At 33.5% G+C, this 20,405-nt stretch carries 29 protein-coding genes and 1 riboswitch; of the genes, 8 read left to right on the top strand and 21 right to left on the bottom strand.

Translation table 11 applies throughout. The features are described from left to right. Positions 1–9: 9 nt before the first annotated feature. The gene (gene rpsH / locus ACMHJW_RS02140; protein ID WP_135835489.1) at positions 10–411 is read right to left on the bottom strand and encodes a 30S ribosomal protein S8; all 402 of its coding nucleotides are present in this window, start codon (positions 409–411) and stop codon (positions 10–12) included. 277 nt (positions 412–688) lie between these two features. Further along, positions 689–781, top strand: a riboswitch (TPP riboswitch). A gap of 82 nt (positions 782–863) precedes the next feature. Between rpsH and thiM the strand changes: the two genes are divergently transcribed. From thiM to ACMHJW_RS02115, 5 genes are read left to right on the top strand one after another with little or no spacing between them, the layout of a single operon-like run. Then, positions 864–1,667 (top strand): hydroxyethylthiazole kinase, encoded by an 804-nt coding sequence (thiM, locus tag ACMHJW_RS02135; RefSeq protein WP_413531770.1) that lies wholly within the window; start codon positions 864–866, stop codon positions 1,665–1,667. Next, positions 1,657–2,316 carry a thiamine phosphate synthase gene (gene thiE, locus ACMHJW_RS02130; protein ID WP_413531769.1) on the top strand — a complete coding sequence of 220 codons (660 nt, stop codon included), beginning with the start codon at positions 1,657–1,659 and terminating at the stop codon, positions 2,314–2,316. The genes thiM and thiE overlap by 11 nt, the downstream gene beginning before the upstream one ends. After that, positions 2,291–3,127 (top strand): bifunctional hydroxymethylpyrimidine kinase/phosphomethylpyrimidine kinase, encoded by an 837-nt coding sequence (gene thiD / locus ACMHJW_RS02125; protein ID WP_413531768.1) that lies wholly within the window; start codon positions 2,291–2,293, stop codon positions 3,125–3,127. Before thiE ends, thiD begins: the two co-directional genes overlap by 26 nt. Beyond that, positions 3,111–3,773: a thiaminase II gene (gene tenA, locus ACMHJW_RS02120; RefSeq protein ID WP_413531767.1), complete on the top strand. Its 663-nt coding sequence runs from the start codon at positions 3,111–3,113 to the stop codon at positions 3,771–3,773. Before thiD ends, tenA begins: the two co-directional genes overlap by 17 nt. Then, positions 3,758–4,393: an HAD family hydrolase gene (locus ACMHJW_RS02115; RefSeq protein WP_413531766.1), complete on the top strand. Its 636-nt coding sequence runs from the start codon at positions 3,758–3,760 to the stop codon at positions 4,391–4,393. The genes tenA and ACMHJW_RS02115 overlap by 16 nt, the downstream gene beginning before the upstream one ends. A gap of 71 nt (positions 4,394–4,464) precedes the next feature. Here ACMHJW_RS02115 and rpsN read toward each other — a convergent pair whose 3' ends face one another. The 18 genes from rpsN to rpsL all read right to left on the bottom strand — a co-directional run bounded on the left by rpsN (position 4,465) and on the right by rpsL (position 14,330). Then, a complete protein-coding gene (gene rpsN / locus ACMHJW_RS02110) occupies positions 4,465–4,734 on the bottom strand; it encodes a 30S ribosomal protein S14 (RefSeq protein ID WP_019974193.1) in 270 nt (89 codons plus the stop codon). A 6-nt stretch (positions 4,735–4,740) separates the two neighbouring features. Further along, positions 4,741–5,304 carry a 50S ribosomal protein L5 gene (rplE, locus tag ACMHJW_RS02105; RefSeq protein ID WP_413531765.1) on the bottom strand — a complete coding sequence of 188 codons (564 nt, stop codon included), beginning with the start codon at positions 5,302–5,304 and terminating at the stop codon, positions 4,741–4,743. A gap of 1 nt (position 5,305) precedes the next feature. Further along, positions 5,306–5,620 (bottom strand): 50S ribosomal protein L24, encoded by a 315-nt coding sequence (gene rplX, locus ACMHJW_RS02100; protein ID WP_019974195.1) that lies wholly within the window; start codon positions 5,618–5,620, stop codon positions 5,306–5,308. Positions 5,621–5,629: 9 nt separating this feature from the next. Next, entirely contained in the window at positions 5,630–5,998 is a 369-nt protein-coding gene (gene rplN / locus ACMHJW_RS02095) for a 50S ribosomal protein L14 (protein WP_019974196.1), read from the bottom strand. An 8-nt stretch (positions 5,999–6,006) separates the two neighbouring features. Further along, positions 6,007–6,261, bottom strand: a complete 255-nt coding sequence (gene rpsQ / locus ACMHJW_RS02090; RefSeq protein WP_019974197.1) for a 30S ribosomal protein S17 — start codon at positions 6,259–6,261, stop codon at positions 6,007–6,009. A gap of 16 nt (positions 6,262–6,277) precedes the next feature. Then, positions 6,278–6,466, bottom strand: coding sequence for a 50S ribosomal protein L29 (rpmC, locus tag ACMHJW_RS02085; RefSeq protein WP_038335494.1), 189 nt, complete (start codon positions 6,464–6,466; stop codon positions 6,278–6,280). Positions 6,467–6,486: 20 nt separating this feature from the next. After that, complete coding sequence (gene rplP / locus ACMHJW_RS02080) at positions 6,487–6,906, bottom strand: 50S ribosomal protein L16 (RefSeq protein ID WP_019974199.1); 420 nt, start codon at positions 6,904–6,906, stop codon at positions 6,487–6,489. Positions 6,907–6,942: 36 nt separating this feature from the next. After that, a complete protein-coding gene (rpsC, locus tag ACMHJW_RS02075; protein ID WP_135835269.1) occupies positions 6,943–7,665 on the bottom strand; it encodes a 30S ribosomal protein S3 in 723 nt (240 codons plus the stop codon). Positions 7,666–7,669: 4 nt separating this feature from the next. Further along, a complete protein-coding gene (gene rplV / locus ACMHJW_RS02070; protein ID WP_019974201.1) occupies positions 7,670–8,086 on the bottom strand; it encodes a 50S ribosomal protein L22 in 417 nt (138 codons plus the stop codon). Between the two features lie 9 nt (positions 8,087–8,095). Beyond that, positions 8,096–8,374, bottom strand: a complete 279-nt coding sequence (rpsS, locus tag ACMHJW_RS02065; protein WP_019974202.1) for a 30S ribosomal protein S19 — start codon at positions 8,372–8,374, stop codon at positions 8,096–8,098. A gap of 3 nt (positions 8,375–8,377) precedes the next feature. After that, entirely contained in the window at positions 8,378–9,202 is an 825-nt protein-coding gene (rplB, locus tag ACMHJW_RS02060) for a 50S ribosomal protein L2 (RefSeq protein WP_413531764.1), read from the bottom strand. Positions 9,203–9,217: 15 nt separating this feature from the next. After that, positions 9,218–9,502: a 50S ribosomal protein L23 gene (gene rplW, locus ACMHJW_RS02055; protein WP_038335466.1), complete on the bottom strand. Its 285-nt coding sequence runs from the start codon at positions 9,500–9,502 to the stop codon at positions 9,218–9,220. 10 nt (positions 9,503–9,512) lie between these two features. Beyond that, the gene (gene rplD, locus ACMHJW_RS02050) at positions 9,513–10,142 is read right to left on the bottom strand and encodes a 50S ribosomal protein L4 (protein ID WP_019974205.1); all 630 of its coding nucleotides are present in this window, start codon (positions 10,140–10,142) and stop codon (positions 9,513–9,515) included. Further along, the gene (rplC, locus tag ACMHJW_RS02045; protein WP_413531763.1) at positions 10,133–10,762 is read right to left on the bottom strand and encodes a 50S ribosomal protein L3; all 630 of its coding nucleotides are present in this window, start codon (positions 10,760–10,762) and stop codon (positions 10,133–10,135) included. The genes rplD and rplC overlap by 10 nt, the downstream gene beginning before the upstream one ends. 249 nt (positions 10,763–11,011) lie before the next feature. Next, positions 11,012–11,317: a 30S ribosomal protein S10 gene (rpsJ, locus tag ACMHJW_RS02040; protein WP_019974208.1), complete on the bottom strand. Its 306-nt coding sequence runs from the start codon at positions 11,315–11,317 to the stop codon at positions 11,012–11,014. Positions 11,318–11,327: 10 nt separating this feature from the next. Then, positions 11,328–13,451: an elongation factor G gene (gene fusA / locus ACMHJW_RS02035; protein WP_413531762.1), complete on the bottom strand. Its 2,124-nt coding sequence runs from the start codon at positions 13,449–13,451 to the stop codon at positions 11,328–11,330. A gap of 6 nt (positions 13,452–13,457) precedes the next feature. Continuing rightward, the gene (gene rpsG, locus ACMHJW_RS02030; RefSeq protein ID WP_019974210.1) at positions 13,458–13,934 is read right to left on the bottom strand and encodes a 30S ribosomal protein S7; all 477 of its coding nucleotides are present in this window, start codon (positions 13,932–13,934) and stop codon (positions 13,458–13,460) included. A 12-nt stretch (positions 13,935–13,946) separates the two neighbouring features. Further along, on the bottom strand, positions 13,947–14,330 hold the full coding sequence (gene rpsL / locus ACMHJW_RS02025; protein WP_019974211.1) for a 30S ribosomal protein S12: 384 nt from the start codon (positions 14,328–14,330) through the stop codon (positions 13,947–13,949). Positions 14,331–14,905: 575 nt separating this feature from the next. On the opposite strand from rpsL, the gene ACMHJW_RS02020 reads away from it, so the two are divergent. From ACMHJW_RS02020 to ACMHJW_RS02010, 3 genes are all read left to right on the top strand, one after another. Further along, positions 14,906–15,550, top strand: a complete 645-nt coding sequence (locus ACMHJW_RS02020) for a DUF47 domain-containing protein (protein WP_413531761.1) — start codon at positions 14,906–14,908, stop codon at positions 15,548–15,550. A gap of 22 nt (positions 15,551–15,572) precedes the next feature. Next, on the top strand, positions 15,573–16,679 hold the full coding sequence (locus tag ACMHJW_RS02015; protein WP_413531760.1) for an inorganic phosphate transporter: 1,107 nt from the start codon (positions 15,573–15,575) through the stop codon (positions 16,677–16,679). A 112-nt stretch (positions 16,680–16,791) separates the two neighbouring features. After that, a complete protein-coding gene (locus ACMHJW_RS02010) occupies positions 16,792–17,889 on the top strand; it encodes an inorganic phosphate transporter (protein WP_413531759.1) in 1,098 nt (365 codons plus the stop codon). A gap of 79 nt (positions 17,890–17,968) precedes the next feature. On the opposite strand, the gene ACMHJW_RS02005 is transcribed toward ACMHJW_RS02010, so the two are convergent. Further along, a complete protein-coding gene (locus ACMHJW_RS02005) occupies positions 17,969–19,684 on the bottom strand; it encodes a phospho-sugar mutase (RefSeq protein WP_413531758.1) in 1,716 nt (571 codons plus the stop codon). 9 nt (positions 19,685–19,693) lie between these two features. Further along, positions 19,694–20,398 carry a GIN domain-containing protein gene (locus tag ACMHJW_RS02000; RefSeq protein ID WP_413531757.1) on the bottom strand — a complete coding sequence of 235 codons (705 nt, stop codon included), beginning with the start codon at positions 20,396–20,398 and terminating at the stop codon, positions 19,694–19,696. Positions 20,399–20,405: the final 7 nt, after the last annotated feature.

Below are 20,405 nucleotides of genomic sequence, written 5' to 3'. Positions count from 1 at the left end.
TTTAAAAGATTAATAAACAAAACATAAAACTTCACCACCTACATTCTCTTGACGAGCTTGTTTGTCTGTCATCACACCTTTAGAAGTTGAGATGATAGCAACACCTAAACCGTTTAATACACGAGGTAATTCTTTAGATCCTGCATATTGACGTAAACCTGGAGTTGAAGCTCTTTTGATTTTACGGATAGCTGGCTCTTTTGTAACTTTATCGTACTTTAAAGCGATTTTGATTGTTCCTTGAGGTTTGTCTTGTCCTTCGAATTTGTAGTTCAAGATGTAACCTTGTTCAAATAAGATCTTAGTGATCTCTTTTTTAATTTTTGATGCAGGGATTTCCACAACTTTGTGTCCTGCCATCATTGCATTTCTAACACGAGTTAGAAAATCTGAAATTGGATCTGTATACATAAATAATTCTATAGTATAGCGCGTGAGCACTACTTTTAAAATTAAACTTTTACCAAAATGCACTATGCATTTGGGTTGCAAATATATTGCATATTTTTTAATTACAAACTATTAATCTAAATAATTTATTTTTAATCGTTTTATAATTAAGGATTAAGACAAAAAAAGAAACTCAGCCTTTACATTTTAATTCAATCTCAACAATATTTCTCTTCATCAAAATCTTCAAGCTTTATTCTAAAAATAGATGAAAGTCAAAACAATTTTTATAAATTTGATTTGGCTTTAGGGGTATTCTGAAAAGAATTGAGAGAGTCCCTTTGAACCTGATACGGTTAACACCGACGTAGGGAAAAGCAATATCTATGCAATTATTTAATATTTGCAGTGCTTCGTTTTCAAAGAAAATCCTCTTTAGCCATTAATTGTTTCATCTAAAAAAATATCAATTAATGGAAAATCAAATTATTCAAAATTTACATGCTGTCCGGACAAAAAATCCGTTGGTTCACAATATCACAAATTTTGTGGTGATGAACAATACTGCTAATGCTCTTTTGGTAATTGGAGCATCGCCTGTTATGATACATGCACACAAAGAAGTTGAAAATATTGTCAAAATCTCAAATTCATTAGTTATTAATATCGGAACTCTTGATGATTATTGGGCAGAAAGTATGCTTATTGCCGCAAAAAAAGCAAACGAATTAAATAAACCTTGGATTTTAGATCCTGTTGGAGCGGGAATTTCAACGTTCAGAAATGAACTTTTAAAAGAACTGCTTCTTTATCGCCCAACTGCCATAAGGGGAAATGCTTCTGAAATTTTAGCATTAGATGCTTTTGAAACTGTTTACGGAAAAGGAGTCGATAGTACACATCAAAGTAATCAAGCAATAAAAGCTGCTCAAAATTTGAATCAGAAAATAGGTTCCGTTGTATGTATTTCAGGCGCTTCGGATTTTGTTGTTTACGACAATCAGCTAATTGAAATTAAAAATGGGCATGAATTAATGACTAAAGTTACAGGATTAGGTTGTTCAGCAACTGCTATAATTGGTGCTTTTATTGGTCTTAATGAAAATCCTTTCGTCGAAACAATTAGTGGTATGGCTATTTTTAGTTTAGCAGGAGAATTGGCTCAGAGAAAAAGTAATGGTCCAGGATCTTTACAAATGAATTTGTATGACATGCTATACAATCTATCTGCAGAAGAAATTCAATCAAATTTGAAAATCTCAGTTTATGAAGATTAATCCAAATTTCCCTTATCCTTTATATTTAGTCATTTCTAAAAAAGATTGTAAAAACCTTTCTTGGTTAGATGTTGCTGAGCAAGCAATTATTGGTGGAGTTGATATTATTCAGCTTCGGGAAAAAAATTGTACTATAAGCGAATACATTTCAAAAGCTGCAACCTTAAAAGAAATTACGGATCACTACAATATCCCTTTAATTATTAATGATTCATTAGAAGTCGCAATAGCAGTAAATGCTTGGGGAATACATGTTGGACAATCGGATATATCACCTTCTGAAATTCATAAAAATCAACAAGCTCCAAAAAATATTGGTTGGTCTTTAGAAGTTATCAAACAATTAGATGATCAAGAAATGAAATATGTTGATCATTTGGGAGTAAGTCCGATATTTTCGACACCAACGAAAACCAATACAATTACCGAATGGGGTTTTGAAGGATTGAATTTTTTAAAAACTAAAACATCAAAACCATTGATTGCAATTGGTGGAATGAATGAAAGTAATATCGCTAAAATCATACAAGCTGGAGCAGATAGTGTTGCAATTATTTCTGCTATTTGCGGAAGCGAAAATCCAAAAAAATCAGCACAAATTTTAAAACAAATTATCAACGAAAATGAATATCATCCAAAAACCATATAGTGTCTTAACAATTGCCGGATTTGACGGAAGTGGTGGCGCAGGCATACAAGCTGATACCAAAACAATTTCTGCTCATGGTTGTTATGCAACAAATGTATTGACAGCCTTGCCTGTTCAAAATACACAAGGCGTTCAAAATATTTATGAAATTCCTGCACAAGCAATTCGCGAACAAATACAATCTATATTAGATGATATTTATCCCGATGCAATAAAAATTGGAATGGTTCATAGTATCGAATTAGTTGAAATCATATCAGAGGAATTAAAAAATTACAATAAACCGATTGTTTATGATCCTGTAATGGTCGCTACAAGTGGACATCGATTAATCAAAGATGAAACACTTGAAGCTTGCATAGAAAAGCTTTTTCCTTTGGCAACTATTATCACACCAAATCTTGATGAAGCTAGTATTTTGGCAAATCATAAAATTGATACGACAGAATTGATGCTTGCTTATGGAGATACGATTCTAAATTTAGGTTGTCAAAATCTATTATTAAAAGGTGGACATCTTCAGCAAGAGAAAATCATCAGTTATTTATTTCAAAAAAAACAACCTGTTCAAAGTTATATTTCTCAAAAAATAAATACAAAAAATACGCATGGTTCTGGCTGCACATTATCTTCTGCCATTGCATGTAATTTGGCTTTGGGATTTTCACTTTCAGAAAGTGTACAACTTGCGCAAGAATATGTTGAGCAAGCAATATTAGGAAGCAAAGATCTAACAATTGGGAAAGGAAATGGCCCGCTTAATCATTTATTTAATCCACAAAAATTAAAAACCTATGAAATTCACAACTAAAGCTTGGGAAGCTATCACTCCTATTTACGATGATATTCTAAATATGCCTTTTATTATTGAATTGCAAAATGGAACATTACCACTAGAAAAATTTCAGTTTTACATGTTACAAGATGCAAAATATTTGGAACATTTCGGACGAGTATTAGCTGCTATTGGATCAAAATCTGAAGACAATCAACAAGCTATCGACTTTTTTGAATTCGGAAAAAATTCACTCATTGTTGAACGTGCTTTACACGAATCTTATTTCGAGGATTTTGGATTATCACAAAATATCACCATCGAAATACAACCTGTTTGTCACCATTATTCACATTTCTTAAAAAGTACAGTAGCATTCGAACCTATTGAAATTGCATTAGCTGCTGTTTTGCCTTGCTTTTGGATTTACAAAGAAGTTGGAGATGAAATCATCAAAAATCAAATAAAAGAAAATAATACATATCAAAAATGGATTGATACTTATAGTGGAGATGAATTTGGTGAAGGTGTAATAAAAGCGAAAAATTATATTGATAAGGTTGCAGAAACAACTACTGAAAAAATAAGAGAACAAATGTTAGAAGCTTTTGTAAAAGCAAGCGAATTAGAATTCCAGTTTTGGAATGCATCTTATGAAACTATCACATGGAAAAGAAAATAAAAACTATATTTTTCGATTTTGATGGTGTAATTGTAGATAGTCAAAAATTATGGAATTTGATGTTTGATGAAGTCGTTAAAATATATCAATTAAATACAGAATGTTTGATAGAAAATGATGGTATGAATTTCACAACAAACGAAGCAATCCAATTGATGTTAGAAAATCAACAACGTTTTACAAAGCATTTGTATGAAGAAATAATAGATTGGACAGAAAAATTTTATGTTGAAAACTTTCATCGCTTTGTAAGATTAAACAATCATGTTATTGAGATCTTGGAACATTTAAAAATAAATCAGATTCAAATAATTCTTGTTTCGAATTCATCTAGAAAACAAATTGATTATGCTTTTCAACAATTAAAACTTCCTACATATTTTGATTACACAATTTCAGCAGATGATGTTTTGAAAGGGAAACCAAATGCAGAACCTTATTCAAAAGCGCTTTTATTATCCGAAAAACAAAAAGATGAAATCTTAGTTATAGAAGATTCTCTCACCGGAATTAATGCAGCAAAAGAAGCTGGTTTAAATTATAAAATTTATAAGAATTCAGATTTTTGTGATCATCCGAATTACATCGATGATTTTATGGAATTGATTAAAGAAATATAAACTTTATAGAAATAAAAAAATCCTTACTCAATAATGAGTAAGGATTTAATATTTCTAAAGCTATTGGTAAATTACCAAGACGCTTTTTTAACACCTGGGATTAACCCTTCGTTCGCCATTTCGCGGAAAGTAACACGAGAGATCCCGAAAGTTCTCATGTATCCTCTTGGACGACCTGTTAATTTACAACGGTTGTGTAAACGTACAGGAGAAGCGTTTTTAGGTAATTTTTGTAATGCTTCGTAGTCACCAGCTTCTAATAAAGCTTGACGTTTTGCAGCATATTTAGCAACTAATGCTTCTCTTTTGCGCTCACGCGCTTTCATTGATTCTTTAGCCATGACTTCTTATTTTTCTTTAGTAAATGGTAATCCGAATTTAGATAATAAAGCTTTAGCTTCTTTATCTGTGTTCGCAGAAGTTACAAATGTAATATCTAAACCTTGAATTTTCTTGATTTTATCAATATTAATTTCTGGGAAGATAATTTGTTCTTTAACACCTAAGTTATAATTACCTCTACCGTCGAAACCTGTAGAAGAAATTCCGTTAAAATCACGTACACGTGGTAAAGCTGCAGATACTAAACGATCTAAGAATTCGTACATTTTCTCACCGCGTAAAGTTACTTTAGCACCAATTGGCATACCTTTACGTAATTTGAAAGCTGCTTCATCTTTCTTAGAAATTGTTCCTACTGCTTTTTGACCAGTGATTAATTCTAACTCTTCGATAGCGTAATCAACGATTTTTTTATCAGCTGTAGCAGCACCTAAACCTTGAGATAAAACAATTTTCTCTAATTTAGGAACTTGCATGATAGATTTGTATCCGAACTCTTCTTTAAGAGCAGCTACAATCTCTTCTTTATATTTAACCTGCGGACGAGGTGTGTATGTTGTTGTACTCATCTTAGATAGCTTTTCCTGATTTTTTAGCAATTCTTACTTTTTTCCCTCCTTCTTCTTTGATCGCTACTTTCGTTGCTTTCCCAGTTTCTGGATCTACTAAAGCCAATTTGCAAATATAGATTTGAGCTTCTTTTTCAACAACTCCACCTTGTGGATTTTGTGCGCTTGGCTTTACACGTTTTTTTGCGATATTAACCCCTTCAACGATAGCTTTAGCTTTGTCAGGGAATACGCGTAACACAGTACCAGTTTGTCCTTTTGAAGAACCTGATAATACGACTACTTTGTCTCCTTTTTTAATTTTTAACTTTGCCATGTTGTTCTATTATAATACCTCTGGGGCTAATGATACAATTTTCATATATTCTTTATCACGTAACTCACGAGCAACTGGACCGAATACACGAGTACCACGCATTTCTCCTTGAGTGTTCAATAATACACATGCATTATCGTCGAAACGGATATATGAACCGTCTTTTCTACGAACTTCTTTTTTAGTTCTAACTACAACAGCTTTTGATACAGCACCTTTTTTAACGTTTCCTGAAGGCGTAGCTTCTTTGATCGCAACTACGATTTTGTCACCTACTGATGCGTATCTTCTTTTAGTACCGCCTAAAACGCGAATTACTAATGCTTCACGAGCTCCTGTGTTATCTGCAACTTTTAATCTAGATTCTTGTTGTAACATAACTTATATTATTTAGCTCTTTCAATGATTTCTACTAATCTCCATCTTTTGTTTTTAGACAAAGGACGAGTTTCCATGATACGCACTGTGTCACCTTCGTTACACTCGTTATTTTCGTCGTGCGCTGTATATTTCTTCGTTTTTAAAACGAATTTCCCATAAAATGGGTGCTTTTGCTTTTTAGTTTCAGCTACAACAATGGTTTTTTCCATTTTGTTTGATGTAACTAAACCTACTCTTTCTTTTCTTAATTTTCTTTCCATCAGTTACAGATTACTGTTATGATTGTTTTTCGTTTAATACGGTATTCAAACGAGCAATTGTTCTGCGTAAGTCTCTAATACCGATTGGATTTGCTACAGGAGAAACTGCATTCGTCAATTTTAATTGATCGTAGTTCGCTTGTTCTTCAGCTATTTTAGCTTGTAACTCCTCTACACTTAGATTTCTAATATCTGCTGCTTTCATTTTTCTTAATTTTGAAATTATTAATTTTGGAAATCACGTGCAACGATAAACTTAGTCTTAACTGGTAACTTCTGAGCTGCTAAACGCAATGCTTCAGTTGCAACCTCTAATGGCACACCTCCTACTTCGAACAAAATACGACCTGGTTGTACTGGAGCTACCCAATATTCTGGAGCACCTTTACCTTTACCCATACGTACCTCTGCTGGCTTCTTAGTAATTGGTTTATCTGGAAATATTTTAATCCATAATTGACCCTCTCTCTTCATGAAACGAGTTGCAGCAATACGAGCTGCCTCGATTTGACGAGCTGTAATAAACGCTTCGTCTAAAGATTTGATCCCGAAAGTCCCGTAAGCTAATTGAGTTCCTCTGTGAGAAACACCTTTCATCTTACCTTTTTGGGTTTTTCTAAACTTTACTCTTCTCGGTGATAACATATCTACTTAATTCTTTATGTTAGTTGTTAAACTAAATTATCGCTTTCTATTATTAGATCTTTCACCTCCTTTTCTGTTGTTTTCAGATTTTTTTTGTTTTTTCTGTAATCCAACTAATGGAGATAATTCTCTCTTACCATATACCTCACCTTTCATGATCCATACTTTGATCCCTAAACGACCATAAGTTGTATGAGCTTCTGAAATGTGGTAATCAATGTCTGCACGGAATGTAGACAAAGGAATACGTCCTTCTTTATAAGTTTCAGAACGTGCCATCTCTGCACCGTTTAAACGACCAGAGATTTGAACTTTAATTCCTTCTGCGTTCATTCTCATTGCAGATTGAATAGCCATTTTGATTGCACGACGGTAAGAAATACGATTCTCAATTTGACGAGCGATACTATCACCTACTAAGATTGCATCTAATTCTGGTCTCTTAATTTCGAAGATGTTAATTTGAACCTCTTTACCAGTGATTTTCTTTAACTCTTCTTTTAATTTGTCAACTTCTTGTCCACCTTTACCAATAATGATACCTGGACGAGCAGTAGTTACAGTAACTGTAACTAATTTTAAAGTACGATCGATGTAAATACGAGAAACTCCGGCTTTAGACAAACGTGCTCTTAAATAAGTACGAATTTTTGCATCTTCTGCAATTTTATCACCGTAATCATTTCCACCGTACCAGTTAGAATCCCATCCTCTGATGATTCCTAAACGATTTCCGATTGGATTAGTTTTTTGTCCCATATTCTTAATCTTGTACTTTTTGTTTATCTTCTTTAGTTCCTAAAACCAAAGTTACATGGTTTGAACGTTTTCTGATTCTATGTGCTCTACCTTGAGGTGCAGTACGAATTCTTTTTAATTGACGTGCACTATCAACAGAGATTTCTTTTACATATAATCCAGCTTCTTCAACATCAGCTCCTTCGTTTTTGATTTGCCAGTTAGCGATAGCGCTTAATAACAATTTTTCTAAACGGATTGAAGCGTGGTTTTTAGTATATTTTAAAATACCTAAAGCTTTTTGAATTTCAACTCCACGGATAATATCTACTACTAATCTCATCTTACGAGGAGAAGTAGGAACATTATTTAATTTCGCAAAAGCTACCTGTTTGTTAGCTTCTTTGATTCTTTCGTTACTTAATCTTTTTCTAGATCCCATGGCCCTTTACTATTTTTTTCCTTTGTTTTTAGCTCCGGCATGACCTCTAAAAGTACGTGTAGGAGCGAACTCACCTAATTTATGACCTACCATATTCTCAGTAACATAAACAGGAATAAATTGCTTTCCGTTGTGTACTGCGATTGTTTGACCAACAAAATCAGGAGAAATCATTGATGCTCTTGACCATGTTTTGATCACGTTTTTGCTACCGCTTTCTACGTTAGCAAGAACTTTCTTTTCTAATTTATAGTGGATGAATGGTCCTTTTTTTAATGAACGTGCCATAAATTATTTTTTTCTTCTTTCAACAATATATTTGTTAGACGCTTTCTTTTTGTCACGAGTTTTGTAACCTTTAGCAGGAATACCGTTACGAGAACGAGGAATACCTCCAGTCGCACGACCTTCACCACCACCCATTGGGTGATCTACAGGGTTCATAACCATTGGACGAGTTCTAGGACGACGACCTTGCCATCTAGAACGACCAGCTTTACCAGAAACTTCTAACTGATGGTCTGTGTTAGAAACAACACCTACTGTTGCTTTACACTCCACTAAAATCATTCTTGATTCACCACTTGGTAACTTAACGATAGCATATTTACCATCACGCGCAACTAATTGAGCATAAGTACCTGCACTTCTTGCCATAACAGCTCCTTGCCCTGGACGTAATTCTATACAAGAAATTACAGTACCTAATGGCATGTTTTTAAGCTTCATAGCATTACCTACTTCTGGTTCTACGTTTTCACCTGAAACAATTACTTGTCCAGCTTTTAAACCATTTTGAGCAATAATGTAACGTTTTTCACCATCTTCGTAAGATAATAAAGCGATGAATGCAGTTCTGTTTGGATCGTATTGTACAGATTCTACAGTTGCAGCACCTTCTTTATCACGTTTGAAGTCGATGATACGATACTTTTGTTTGTGTCCACCACCGATATAACGCATTGTCATTTTACCAGTGTTGTTACGTCCACCCGATTTAGATTTTCCTTCAACTAATGACTTTTCTGGCTTAGCTTTTTTATCTACTGCCGCAAATTCATTAACCACTCTAAAACGTTGTCCCGGGGTGATAGGTTTTAATTTTCTTACTGACATTTTTTAATTCTTAAATTATCCGAACAACTCTATTTCTTGACCTTCAGCTAAGCTAACGATCGCTTTTTTCAACTTATTTGTTTTTCCAGTTTGGAAACCTGTTTTTGTATAACGAGTTTTTACTTTTGGAGCAGATACTAAAGTGCTAACAGAAACTACAGATACACCGTAAGTTTTTTCTACAGCTTCTTTAATTTGAATTTTATTAGCTTTTGTATCTACATAAAACGAATATTGCCCTAATAACTCACTGTTATTAGTTGCTTTTTCTGAAATTACTGGTTTAATTATGATTCCCATTTTCTTCGTCTTATTTTGTTAAATTTTCTTGAACTGTTGCTAAAGAACCTTCTAAAAATACGATTTGAGAAGCATTGATTAAATCAAATACATTTAATTCCTCAGTTGTAACAACTTTAACTTTTTGTAAGTTACGAGAAGATAAATATACATTGTTATTAGACTCTCCTAATACGAATAAAGATTTTGTGTTCTCTAATCCTAAATCAGTTAAAACAGTTTTGAACTCTTTTGTTCTTGGAGCTTCGAAAGAAAAGTTTTCAACAACTTTGATTTCATTCTCAGCTAATTTTTGTGATAAAACTGATTTTTTAGCTAATCTCTTTTGTGCTTTGTTTAATTTGAAAGAGTAGTTTCTTGGACGTGGTCCGAAAACTCTACCTCCTCCTCTAAACACTGGAGATTTGATAGAACCAGCACGAGCTGTACCTGTTCCTTTTTGCTTTTTGATTTTACGAGTTGATCCCGCAATCTCAGCTCTTTCTTTTGCTTTGTGCGTTCCTTGGCGTTGAGCTGCTAAATATTGTTTAACCTCTAAGTACACTGTGTGTGTAGAAGGCTCAATTCCAAAAACTGCCTCGTCTAAAGATACTGTTCTTCCAGTTTCTTGACCTTTGATGTTTAATACTACTACTTCCATCTTCTAACGATTACGTATGAATTTTTAGGACCTGGTACAGCACCTTTAACAATTAAAAGGTTTTTCTCAGTATCCACTTTAAGGACTTTTAAGTTCTGAACAGTAACTTGTTTACCACCCATTCTTCCAGCCATACGCATTCCTTTGAATACACGAGATGGATCTGAACCAGCACCGATAGAACCTGGAGCTCTTAAACGGTTATGTTGACCGTGTGTAGCTTGACCTACTCCACCGAAACCATGACGTTTAACAACACCTTGGAAACCTTTTCCTTTTGAAGTACCTGTAACACTTACAAATTCTCCTTCGCTGAATAATTCAACGTTAACTTCTCCTCCTAAAGTTAAAGAATTTACGAATTCTTCTCCGTAAAACTCAACTAACTTTCTTTTTGGAGTAGTTCCTGCTTTTTTAAAGTGACCTTTTAAAGCATTAGTCGTGTTTTTTTCTTTTGCGTCATCGAAACCAAGCTGAGCAGCAACGTACCCATCTTTCTCTACGGTTCTGACTTGAGTAACCACACATGGCCCAGCTTCTACGATAGTCACAGGAATATTTTTCCCGTTCTCATCAAATAAGCTAGTCATCGCGATTTTTTTACCAATGATACCTGACATTTGATTAAAATATGTTAATAATTTGTTTAATATTTTAGAGAATGTGGACTTTCGACCACTAGAGATCTTCTCTAAAATTAGCATGCAAATGTAAGAATTAATTTGTAAACCACAAACTTTCAATTAATTATTTTTCAAAAGATTAGAACTTTGTAAAAATAACCAATCAACTGGGCCAAAAAAATTCTTATAAAAAAACCTCGAGATGTGCACGTCTCGAGGTTTATATTTATTTAAAGTATTGTTTAACTATACTTTAATTTCTACTTCAACACCACTAGGTAATTCTAACTTCATTAAAGCATCAACTGTTTTAGATGAAGAAGAATAAATGTCTAATAATCTTTTGTGAGCTGATAATTGAAATTGCTCACGAGATTTTTTGTTAACGTGTGGAGATCTTAAAACTGTAAAGATTCTTTTGTGAGTTGGTAATGGAATTGGCCCATTAACAACAGCTCCTGTAGCTTTTACAGTTTTTACGATTTTTTCAGCTGATTTATCAACTAAAGAATAATCGTAAGATTTTAATTTTATTCTAATTTTTTGACTCATTTTTCTTGAATTAAGCGTTACCTTTTGCTTTAGCGATTACAGCTTCAGACACGTTTGTTGGTGCTGGAGCGTAGTGATCGAATTCCATTGTAGATGTAGCACGACCAGAAGATAATGTACGTAATGATGTTACATATCCGAACATTTCTGCTAATGGAACCATAGCTTTAATAACTTTTGCGTTATTTCTATCATCCATTCCTGATACTTGACCACGACGACGGTTTAAGTCACCTACAATATCACCCATGTTTTCTTCTGGAGTTAAAACCTCTAATTTCATGATAGGCTCTAAAATTTGAGCACCAGCAGCTTTTGCAGCAGCTTTGTAACCCATTTGAGCAGCTAACTCGAAAGATAATTGGTCAGAATCCACAGGGTGGAAAGATCCATCTTTTAAAGTAACTTTTAACGAATCCATTTCGAATCCTGCTAAAGGTCCATTCTTCATTGCAGCTTTGAAACCTTTCTCGATTGAAGGGATAAATTCTTTAGGAACGTTACCACCTTTAATTTCAGAAACGAATTCTAAACCTACTTTTCCTTCATCTGCTGGTCCCATTTCGAAAACGATATCAGCAAATTTACCACGACCACCTGATTGTTTTTTGTAAACCTCACGGTGATTAGCTGGACGAGAGAATGATTCTTTGTATTCTACTTGAGGTTCACCTTGGTTAACCTCAACTTTAAATTCACGTTTTAAACGGTCAACGATGATATCTAAGTGTAACTCACCCATTCCAGAAATAACTGTTTGACCAGAAGCCTCATCAGTTTTTACTTGGAAAGTTGGATCTTCTTCAGCTAATTTAGCTAAAGCCATACCTAATTTATCAACGTCAGCTTTCGTTTTAGGCTCAACTGCGATACCAATTACTGGATCTGGGAAGTCCATAGACTCTAATACGATAGGTGCTTTTTCATCACATAAAGTATCTCCTGTTTTGATATCTTTGAAACCTACTGCCGCTCCAATATCACCTGCTTCGATTCTCTCGATAGGCTCTTGTTTGTTTGCGTGCATTTGGAAGATACGAGAAATACGTTCTTTGTTACCAGAACGAGTATTTAACACGTAAGATCCAGCGTCTAATCCACCAGAATAAGCACGGAAGAATGCTAAACGACCTACGAATGGGTCAGTAGCAATTTTAAATGCTAATGCGGCGAATGGCTCATCAACTGAAGGCTTTCTTGAAATAGGCTCGTCAGTTTTTGGGTCAGTACCTGGAATCGCTTCTTTATCACTTGGTGATGGTAAGTAACGACATACAGCATCTAACATGAATTGTACACCTTTGTTTTTGAACGAAGATCCACAAGTCATTGGGATAATAGACATATCTAATGTTGCAGCACGTAATGCAGCGTTAACTTCATCTTCAGTAATAGAGTTTTCGTCCTCCATGTACTTTTCTAATAAGTCTTCGTCATACGCAGCAACTTCTTCAATTAATTGACCACGGAATTGTCTAACATCATCAACCATATCAGCTGGGATATCAACAACGTCAAAAGTTGCACCATGATTTTCATCATGCCAAACAATTGCACGGTTTTTAATTAAATCTACAACTCCTTTAAAATCAGCTTCGTCACCGATTGGTAAAACGATAGGAACAGCGTTTGAACCTAACATTTCACGTACTTGACGACATACATTTAAGAAGTCAGCTCCTTGACGGTCCATTTTGTTAACGAAACCTAAACGAGGAACTTTATAGTTATCTGCTAAACGCCAGTTTGTTTCAGACTGAGGCTCAACTCCATCTACTGCTGAGAATAAGAAAACTAAACCATCTAAAACACGTAAAGAACGGTTTACCTCTACTGTAAAGTCAACGTGACCAGGAGTGTCGATAATATTAAAGTGATACCCTTTAGCATCTGGTAATGGTTTACCTTGTTCTGTTGGGAATGTCCAATCTACAGTTACTGCAGCTGAAGTAATTGTAATACCACGCTCAGCTTCTTGTTCCATCCAGTCAGTTGTTGAAGCTCCATCGTGTGTTTCTCCAATTTTGTGATTTTTACCTGAATAGAATAAGATACGCTCTGTTGTTGTAGTTTTTCCTGCATCGATGTGAGCAGCAATACCAATGTTTCTTGTGTATTTTAAATCTCTTGCCATCGTGTCTTAGAATCTAAAGTGTGAAAACGCTTTATTAGCTTCTGCCATTTTGTGAGTATCTTGACGTTTTTTAACGGCAGATCCTTCTTCTTTAGCAGCTGCAATAATTTCTCCAGCTAATTTTTGAGCCATCGATTTCTCGTTTCTGTTACGAGAATATTTGATTAACCATTTCATTGCTGTTGAAATTTTACGATCTGGACGAATTTCCATTGGAATTTGGAATGTAGCTCCACCAACACGGCGAGAACGTACTTCTACGTGAGGCATTACATTAGATAATGCTTCTTTCCAAATGTCTAATGAAGTTTTTTCTGCATCTTCTTTACGAGAATCTACGATTTCTAACGCATCATAGAAAATTTTGAATGCTACAGATTTTTTTCCGTCGTACATTAAGTTGTTTACGAAACGAGTTACTAACTGATCATTAAATTTAGGATCTGGAAGTAAAGGTCTTTTTTTAGCTCTTGTCTTTCTCATCTTACCTTAAATTTATTTTTTAGCATCTTTAGGACGTTTCGCTCCATACTTACTTCTACGTTGAGTACGTCCGTTTACTCCCGCAGTATCTAACGCTCCACGTACAATGTGGTAACGAACACCTGGTAAATCTTTAACTCTACCTCCTCTAACCAATACTATCGAGTGCTCTTGAAGATTATGACCTTCACCACCGATGTACGCGTTAACTTCTTTCCCGTTTGTTAATCTAACACGAGCAACTTTACGCATTGCTGAGTTAGGTTTTTTAGGAGTTGTAGTGTAAACACGTGTACAAACACCGCGGCGTTGTGGACATGATTCCAATGCAGCCGATTTACTCTTCTTGGTTAGTTTTTTTCTACCTTTTCTAACTAATTGTTGAATTGTTGGCATACTAATTAAATTTCCTTTTAAATTTGGATTAAACCCATTTTTTGGGCACGCAAAATTACAAAATATTCTAGCAAAAAAAAATATTTGACCATTTATTTTGCATTGATTTATAAATTTTTATAATTCTGTAATCATTTTTTTACACTATTTTAATATTGAGTAAAATTAACTTTTTCAAGTTGCATCTTCTATTTTCATTCTTTTTTATCTGATTTTCGAAGATTATTTCTGAACATTCTATTATTCAAATTCTTTATATTTAAATCATTTATTTCAAAAGCGATTATTGTTGTTAAAATTAATCTTGAATTATTCTCTTTTTTAACTAATTTTTAAAATTTCATGATAAAAAACAGTAATTAAAAATTACACAAAAAGAACTAATCTTACACGACAAGAAAACATAAACTTAATAGCTATTAATCGCATATAGACACGTAATTCTTCATCTAAATATCAAATTATTTAGAGCATTTTAGATCGAAAAAGAGCAGCATATTTACATCTGATAAACTTTTATTTAATGTTAATTTTACATTAAAAAAATTATTTTTGCACTTGAAAAACATTATTAAATGTCGGTAAACTCATTTTTTAAATTATTTACTCCAAAGGATAAGGTATTCTATCCTTTGTTTGAGGAAGCATCAAAAAGTTTAATCAAATTAGCTGAATTGTTACACGAATGTGTAAATGCGCCAATTGAAGAACGCGAAGATTACATCGCACAAATTTCTAAGATTGAAAGTAAAATTGAATATCTAACTCAAAAAACTAATATAGAGTTAAGCAAAAACTTTATTACACCTTTTGATAGAGAAGATATCTATCAATTGGTAAAATCTATCGATTATGTTGCAGATAATTTAAATGGAGCAGCAAATAGAATCAATATCTATCAAGTAGAAAAAATCACAAAATCTATCCGAAAAATTACAGCTGTTAATTTAGAAGCTTGTCAATTAATTGGAGAAGGAATTGAACAAGTGAAAGATTTGAGAAACGTAAATCGTATTTACGAAATATGTGAACGAATCAATAAATTAGAAAACAAATCGGATCGTATTTTTGATAAAGCGGTTCAAGAGATTTTTGAGAACGAAACTGATGTTAAAAATATCATCAAGTATAAAGAAGTTTTATCTTCATTAGAATCTGCAACAGATAAGTGTAAAAGTGTTGCAAATGTATTGGAAGCAGTAGCGGTAAAACACTCATAACCATAAGTTAATCTAAAAGATTATGACAGAATTTTTTTCAGCGTTCTCGAGCATGTTATCGTCAACGCCAGGAATCTTATTGATTACTATTATCTTCTTAGCTTTTGTTTTTGATTATATTAATGGTTTTCATGATGCTGCAAATTCAATTGCTACAATTGTTGCTACTAAAGTTTTAACGCCTTTTCAAGCTGTACTTTGGGCAGCTGCATTCAACTTTGTTGCTTACTTTATTTCGGTATATTGGATTGGAGAGTTCAAAATTGGTAATACTATTGCTAAATCGGTCAATGAAAACTTCATTACTTTAGAAGTTATTTTATCTGGAATTATCGCTGCCATTTCTTGGAATTTATTGACTTGGAAATTTGGAATCCCATCTTCTTCTTCTCACACATTGATCGGAGGTTTTATTGGAGCAGCCTTAGCTCATGCAGGAGGTTTTTCTGAAGGTGGTGTAGATGTAATTGTTTACAAAAAAGTTATTCCAATTATTTGCTTTATTGTTTTAGCTCCATTAATTGGTATGATTATCGCTTCGATATTAACGCTTATAACACTTAACATTTGTAAAAGAGCAAAACCTGCAAAAGCAGAATGGTGGTTCAAAAAACTGCAATTAGTTTCTTCTGCCCTTTTCTCTTTAGGACATGGTATGAACGATGCGCAAAAAGTAATGGGTATCATTGGAGCTGCGGTTATCTTTTATCACATGAATGTCGATTTTGATCCAGCTTATGTAGAAGCTGAAGATAAATTTCAATATTTTGTATCTCATTGGGGTTGGGTTCCTATCACATCGTTTATTGTTATCGCATGCGGAACAATGGGAGGTGGATGGAAAATCATCAAAACAATGGGTTCTAAAATCACAAAAGTAACGCCATTAGAAGGTGTAGTTGCTGAAACATCTGGAGCATTGACACTTTATATTTCTGAACATTTCGGAATTCCTGTTTCTACCACACACACAATTACAGGATCTATTATTGGTGTTGGTTTAACGAAACGTGTTTCTGCTGTACGTTGGGGAGTAACAATTAGCTTATTATGGGCATGGATTCTTACTATTCCTGTATCTGCATTGTTAGCTGCATTAGTTTACTACTTTGTTTCATTATTTATTTAATAGAAATATTTAACTATATCATAATTAGGAGCTTTTATAAGCTCCTTTTTTATTTTTTAAATAATTTTTACAATTGATAAATGATAAGTTTAAGAAAGTTTTAAATTTGCGCATGCAATTAACTGTATTATTTATCATTATCGGTTTAGCCATTTTATTTGATTTTTTAAATGGTTTTCATGATGCCGCGAACTCTATTGCAACCGTTGTTACAACAAAGGTTTTAACTCCTATTCAAGCAGTTATATGGGCTGCTTTTTTCAATTTTGTAGCTTTTTTTATTGCGAAGTATATTATTGGAGAATTTGGAGTTGCAGATACAATCGCTAAGATCATCAAAGAAGATGTCGTCGTCGCTTTTGGTTCCAATCCATCTGTTGTTGTTATGGCAGCTCTTTCTGCGGCAATCACTTGGAATATTTTAACTTGGAAATTAGGAATTCCTTCTTCTTCATCTCATACATTGATTGGAGGATTGGCTGGTGGAGCATTGGCTGCAACGGGCTATAATTTTTCTGCAATTAACGGTACAATTATCTTAACAATTATTGCGTTCATTCTAGTCGCACCAATTATTGGTTTAGTTGCTGGTAATATAATTTACATCATCACACTAAATCTTTGTCGAAATGCAAAACCACACAAAGCTGATGCTTGGTTCAAGAAATTACAATTGGTTTCTTCTGCTATGCTAAGCATTGGACATGGTTTAAATGATTCTCAAAAAGTAATGGGGGTTATCACATTTGCATTACTTGCAAATCAAACAGCAATTATCAACACAGATATGGAACATTGGGTTTTGAATGATGTTTTCGATTGGAAACATTGGTTCATTACATCAAGTAGTACAGATATTCATGATTGGGTTCCGATTATGTGTTTCTCAGCAATCGCTTTAGGAACTTTGGGCGGCGGAATGAAAATCTTGAAAACAATGGGAAATAAAATTACAAAAATTACTCCTATAGAAGGTTTCACAGCGCAAACAGCTTCTGCAATTACATTATTCTTTACAGAACATATCAAAATGCCTGTTTCTACAACACATGTTATTACAGGATCTATTATTGGTGTTGGAATGGTAAAAAGAGTTTCTGCCGTTCGTTGGGGCGTTACAATTAGTTTGTTATGGGCTTGGATTTTGACAATTCCAGTTTCTGCACTTATAGCAACAGGATTTTATTATCTATTTTCAATGTTTTTCTAAGATCAAAATTTAATTATATAAAAAAGGCTGTCAAAATTGACAGCCTTTTTCTATTTTATTTTATTCTTATAAAGAATAATTATTTACTAAAATCTTCTTTCAATAAATTGATTTTCGCTAATAATGCTTTTTGAACAGCTGTATAATCTTCTTTACTTGAAAGTGGAGTATTTACAGAAAAATAATATTTAATCTTCGGTTCTGTTCCAGAAGGACGACAAGCTACTTTACTTCCATCTTCTGTATAGAAAATCAAAACATTCGACTTTGGTATTTCAATTGTTTTTTCTTCTCCTGAAATTAAATCTTTATCAATAGAAGTTTGGAAATCTTTTACACGAACAACTTTAGATCCTGCTAATTCTTTTGGAGAATTTGTACGGAAATCTACCATCATCTGTGCTATCAATTCTGCTCCTTCTTTACCTGGTTTAACGATATTAATTAAATCTTCTTGATAAGCTTTTCCTAAAGCTAAATAGATTTCTATTAATTTATTGTATAATGAACTTCCTTTTGCTTTTTGAACAGCAGCAATTTCAGAAACCAATAAAGCTGTTGTAACTGAATCTTTGTCACGAATAAAATCTCCGACCATAAATCCGAATGATTCTTCTCCTCCTCCAACAAAGCGTTCTTTGCCTTCGAATTTACGAATCATATCTGCAATCCATTTAAAACCTGTTAATCCAACTTTACAATCTACATTGAATTTTGCAGCAATATCATAGAAAATATCTGATGTAACAATTGTCGATCCTATGAATTCTTTTCCAACTAATTTCCCTGCTTCTTGCCATTTTTCCAATAAATAGTAAGCCAAAACAGTATTCATTTGGTTACCATTTAGCAAAACAATTTCCCCTTCGTTGTTACGCGTTGCAACTCCTACACGATCCGCATCTGGATCTGTTCCTATTACAACATCAGCATCAATTTCGTTTGCTAAAGCTACTGCTAAAGTTAACGCTTCAGGTTCTTCTGGATTTGGTGATTTTACAGTTGGAAAATCTCCACTTGGAATTGCCTGCTCTTCAACTTGGTAAACTTGTGTAAAACCAGCTTTTTCTAAAGCTTTTGGTGTAATTGCAACCGAAGTTCCGTGAATAGAAGTAAAAACAATTTTGATGTCTTTTTTTCCTTCTTGCGTAAAACTTCCATTTGCTACACAAGCATCAATAAAAGCTTCATCTATTTCTTTTCCGATATAAGTTAATAATGTATCATTTCCTTGAAATTTAATTTCTTCAACTTTTACATTATTTACTTCATTGATAATTTCTCCATCTTGTGGTGGAACAATCTGCGCTCCATCATTCCAATAAACCTTGTAACCATTGTAGATTGGAGGATTATGAGAAGCTGTTAAAACAATTCCTGCATCACAACCTAAATGACGAACTGTAAATGACAATTCTGGTGTTGGACGAAAAGATTCGAACAAATAAACATTGATTCCATTTGCTGTTAAAACATCTGCAACCATTTTTGCAAACGTATCCGAATTGTGACGAACATCGTATGCAATTGCCACTTTTTTCTCTTTATTCGGAAATTGCTGATTAATATAATTTGCTAAACCTTGTGTTGCAGCACCAAGTGTATATTTGTTTAAGCGATTTGTACCAACTCCCATTATACCACGCATTCCTCCTGTACCAAACTCTAAGTTTTTGTAAAAAGAATCGTCTAATTCTGTTGGATTATTATCTATTAAATCTTGTACAGACTTTCTTGTTTCTGCATCATAAGCATCAGAAAGCCATAATTTAGCATTATCTAAACTTGAAGTCATTTATATTTTTTATTTTTTTATTACTTGAGCACGGTCAGCAACTTTTGTATCTTTATTAGGATCTCCCATAAAATTTACAATTGAATTTCCTTTTGCTGAACCATACAACGTTTGACGAGCATTTATATCTAATAACGCATTATCATCAGTTGTAATATTAGCTTCGTTTACTTCGTATTTGAATAAATTCAATTTTGCTTCACCGTAAGCTTTTACTTTCATTGTTCCTGCAGTTCCTTCTAACATAATATTTGTTTGATCTTCTGCTTTCAAATCAAAGTTGTTTGTAATCAAAAAAGTCTGATTTATTCGTGCTTGATCTTTTGCATTCATCGTCAATTCGTCAACATTTAATGTTCCAGAAGTTGTCATAGAAGTTTGTTTATTAACATCTATTTTTTCTAAATCGCGTGTTACATAAACATACAAATCATATGCACTATATTGGTCAACATTTGATTTTTCTTTTATTGTTAAAGAATTGTTTTTTGCATCAACTTCCAAATTGTCAATAATGTTTTGATGCGATTCTACTTTCACACCAGATGTATTTCCTGGTACTAAAATAAGATTACAATTACACGAAACACTCAAATCTTTTATATTATCTGCTGTATATTCTTTTTGAGCTGTTGCAGCACCTTCTCCATCAATAGATGATGAACACGAAGTCGCAACTAATCCTAAAATTCCTAATAAAATAGTTTTTTTCATAGTTGTT

The sequence above is a fragment of the Empedobacter brevis genome (assembly GCF_965118635.1).
GTDB lineage: Bacteria > Bacteroidota > Bacteroidia > Flavobacteriales > Weeksellaceae > Empedobacter > Empedobacter brevis_A.
The sequence above is the reverse complement of the archived record's forward strand: the minus strand, read 5'-3'. Positions and strand labels throughout refer to the sequence as shown.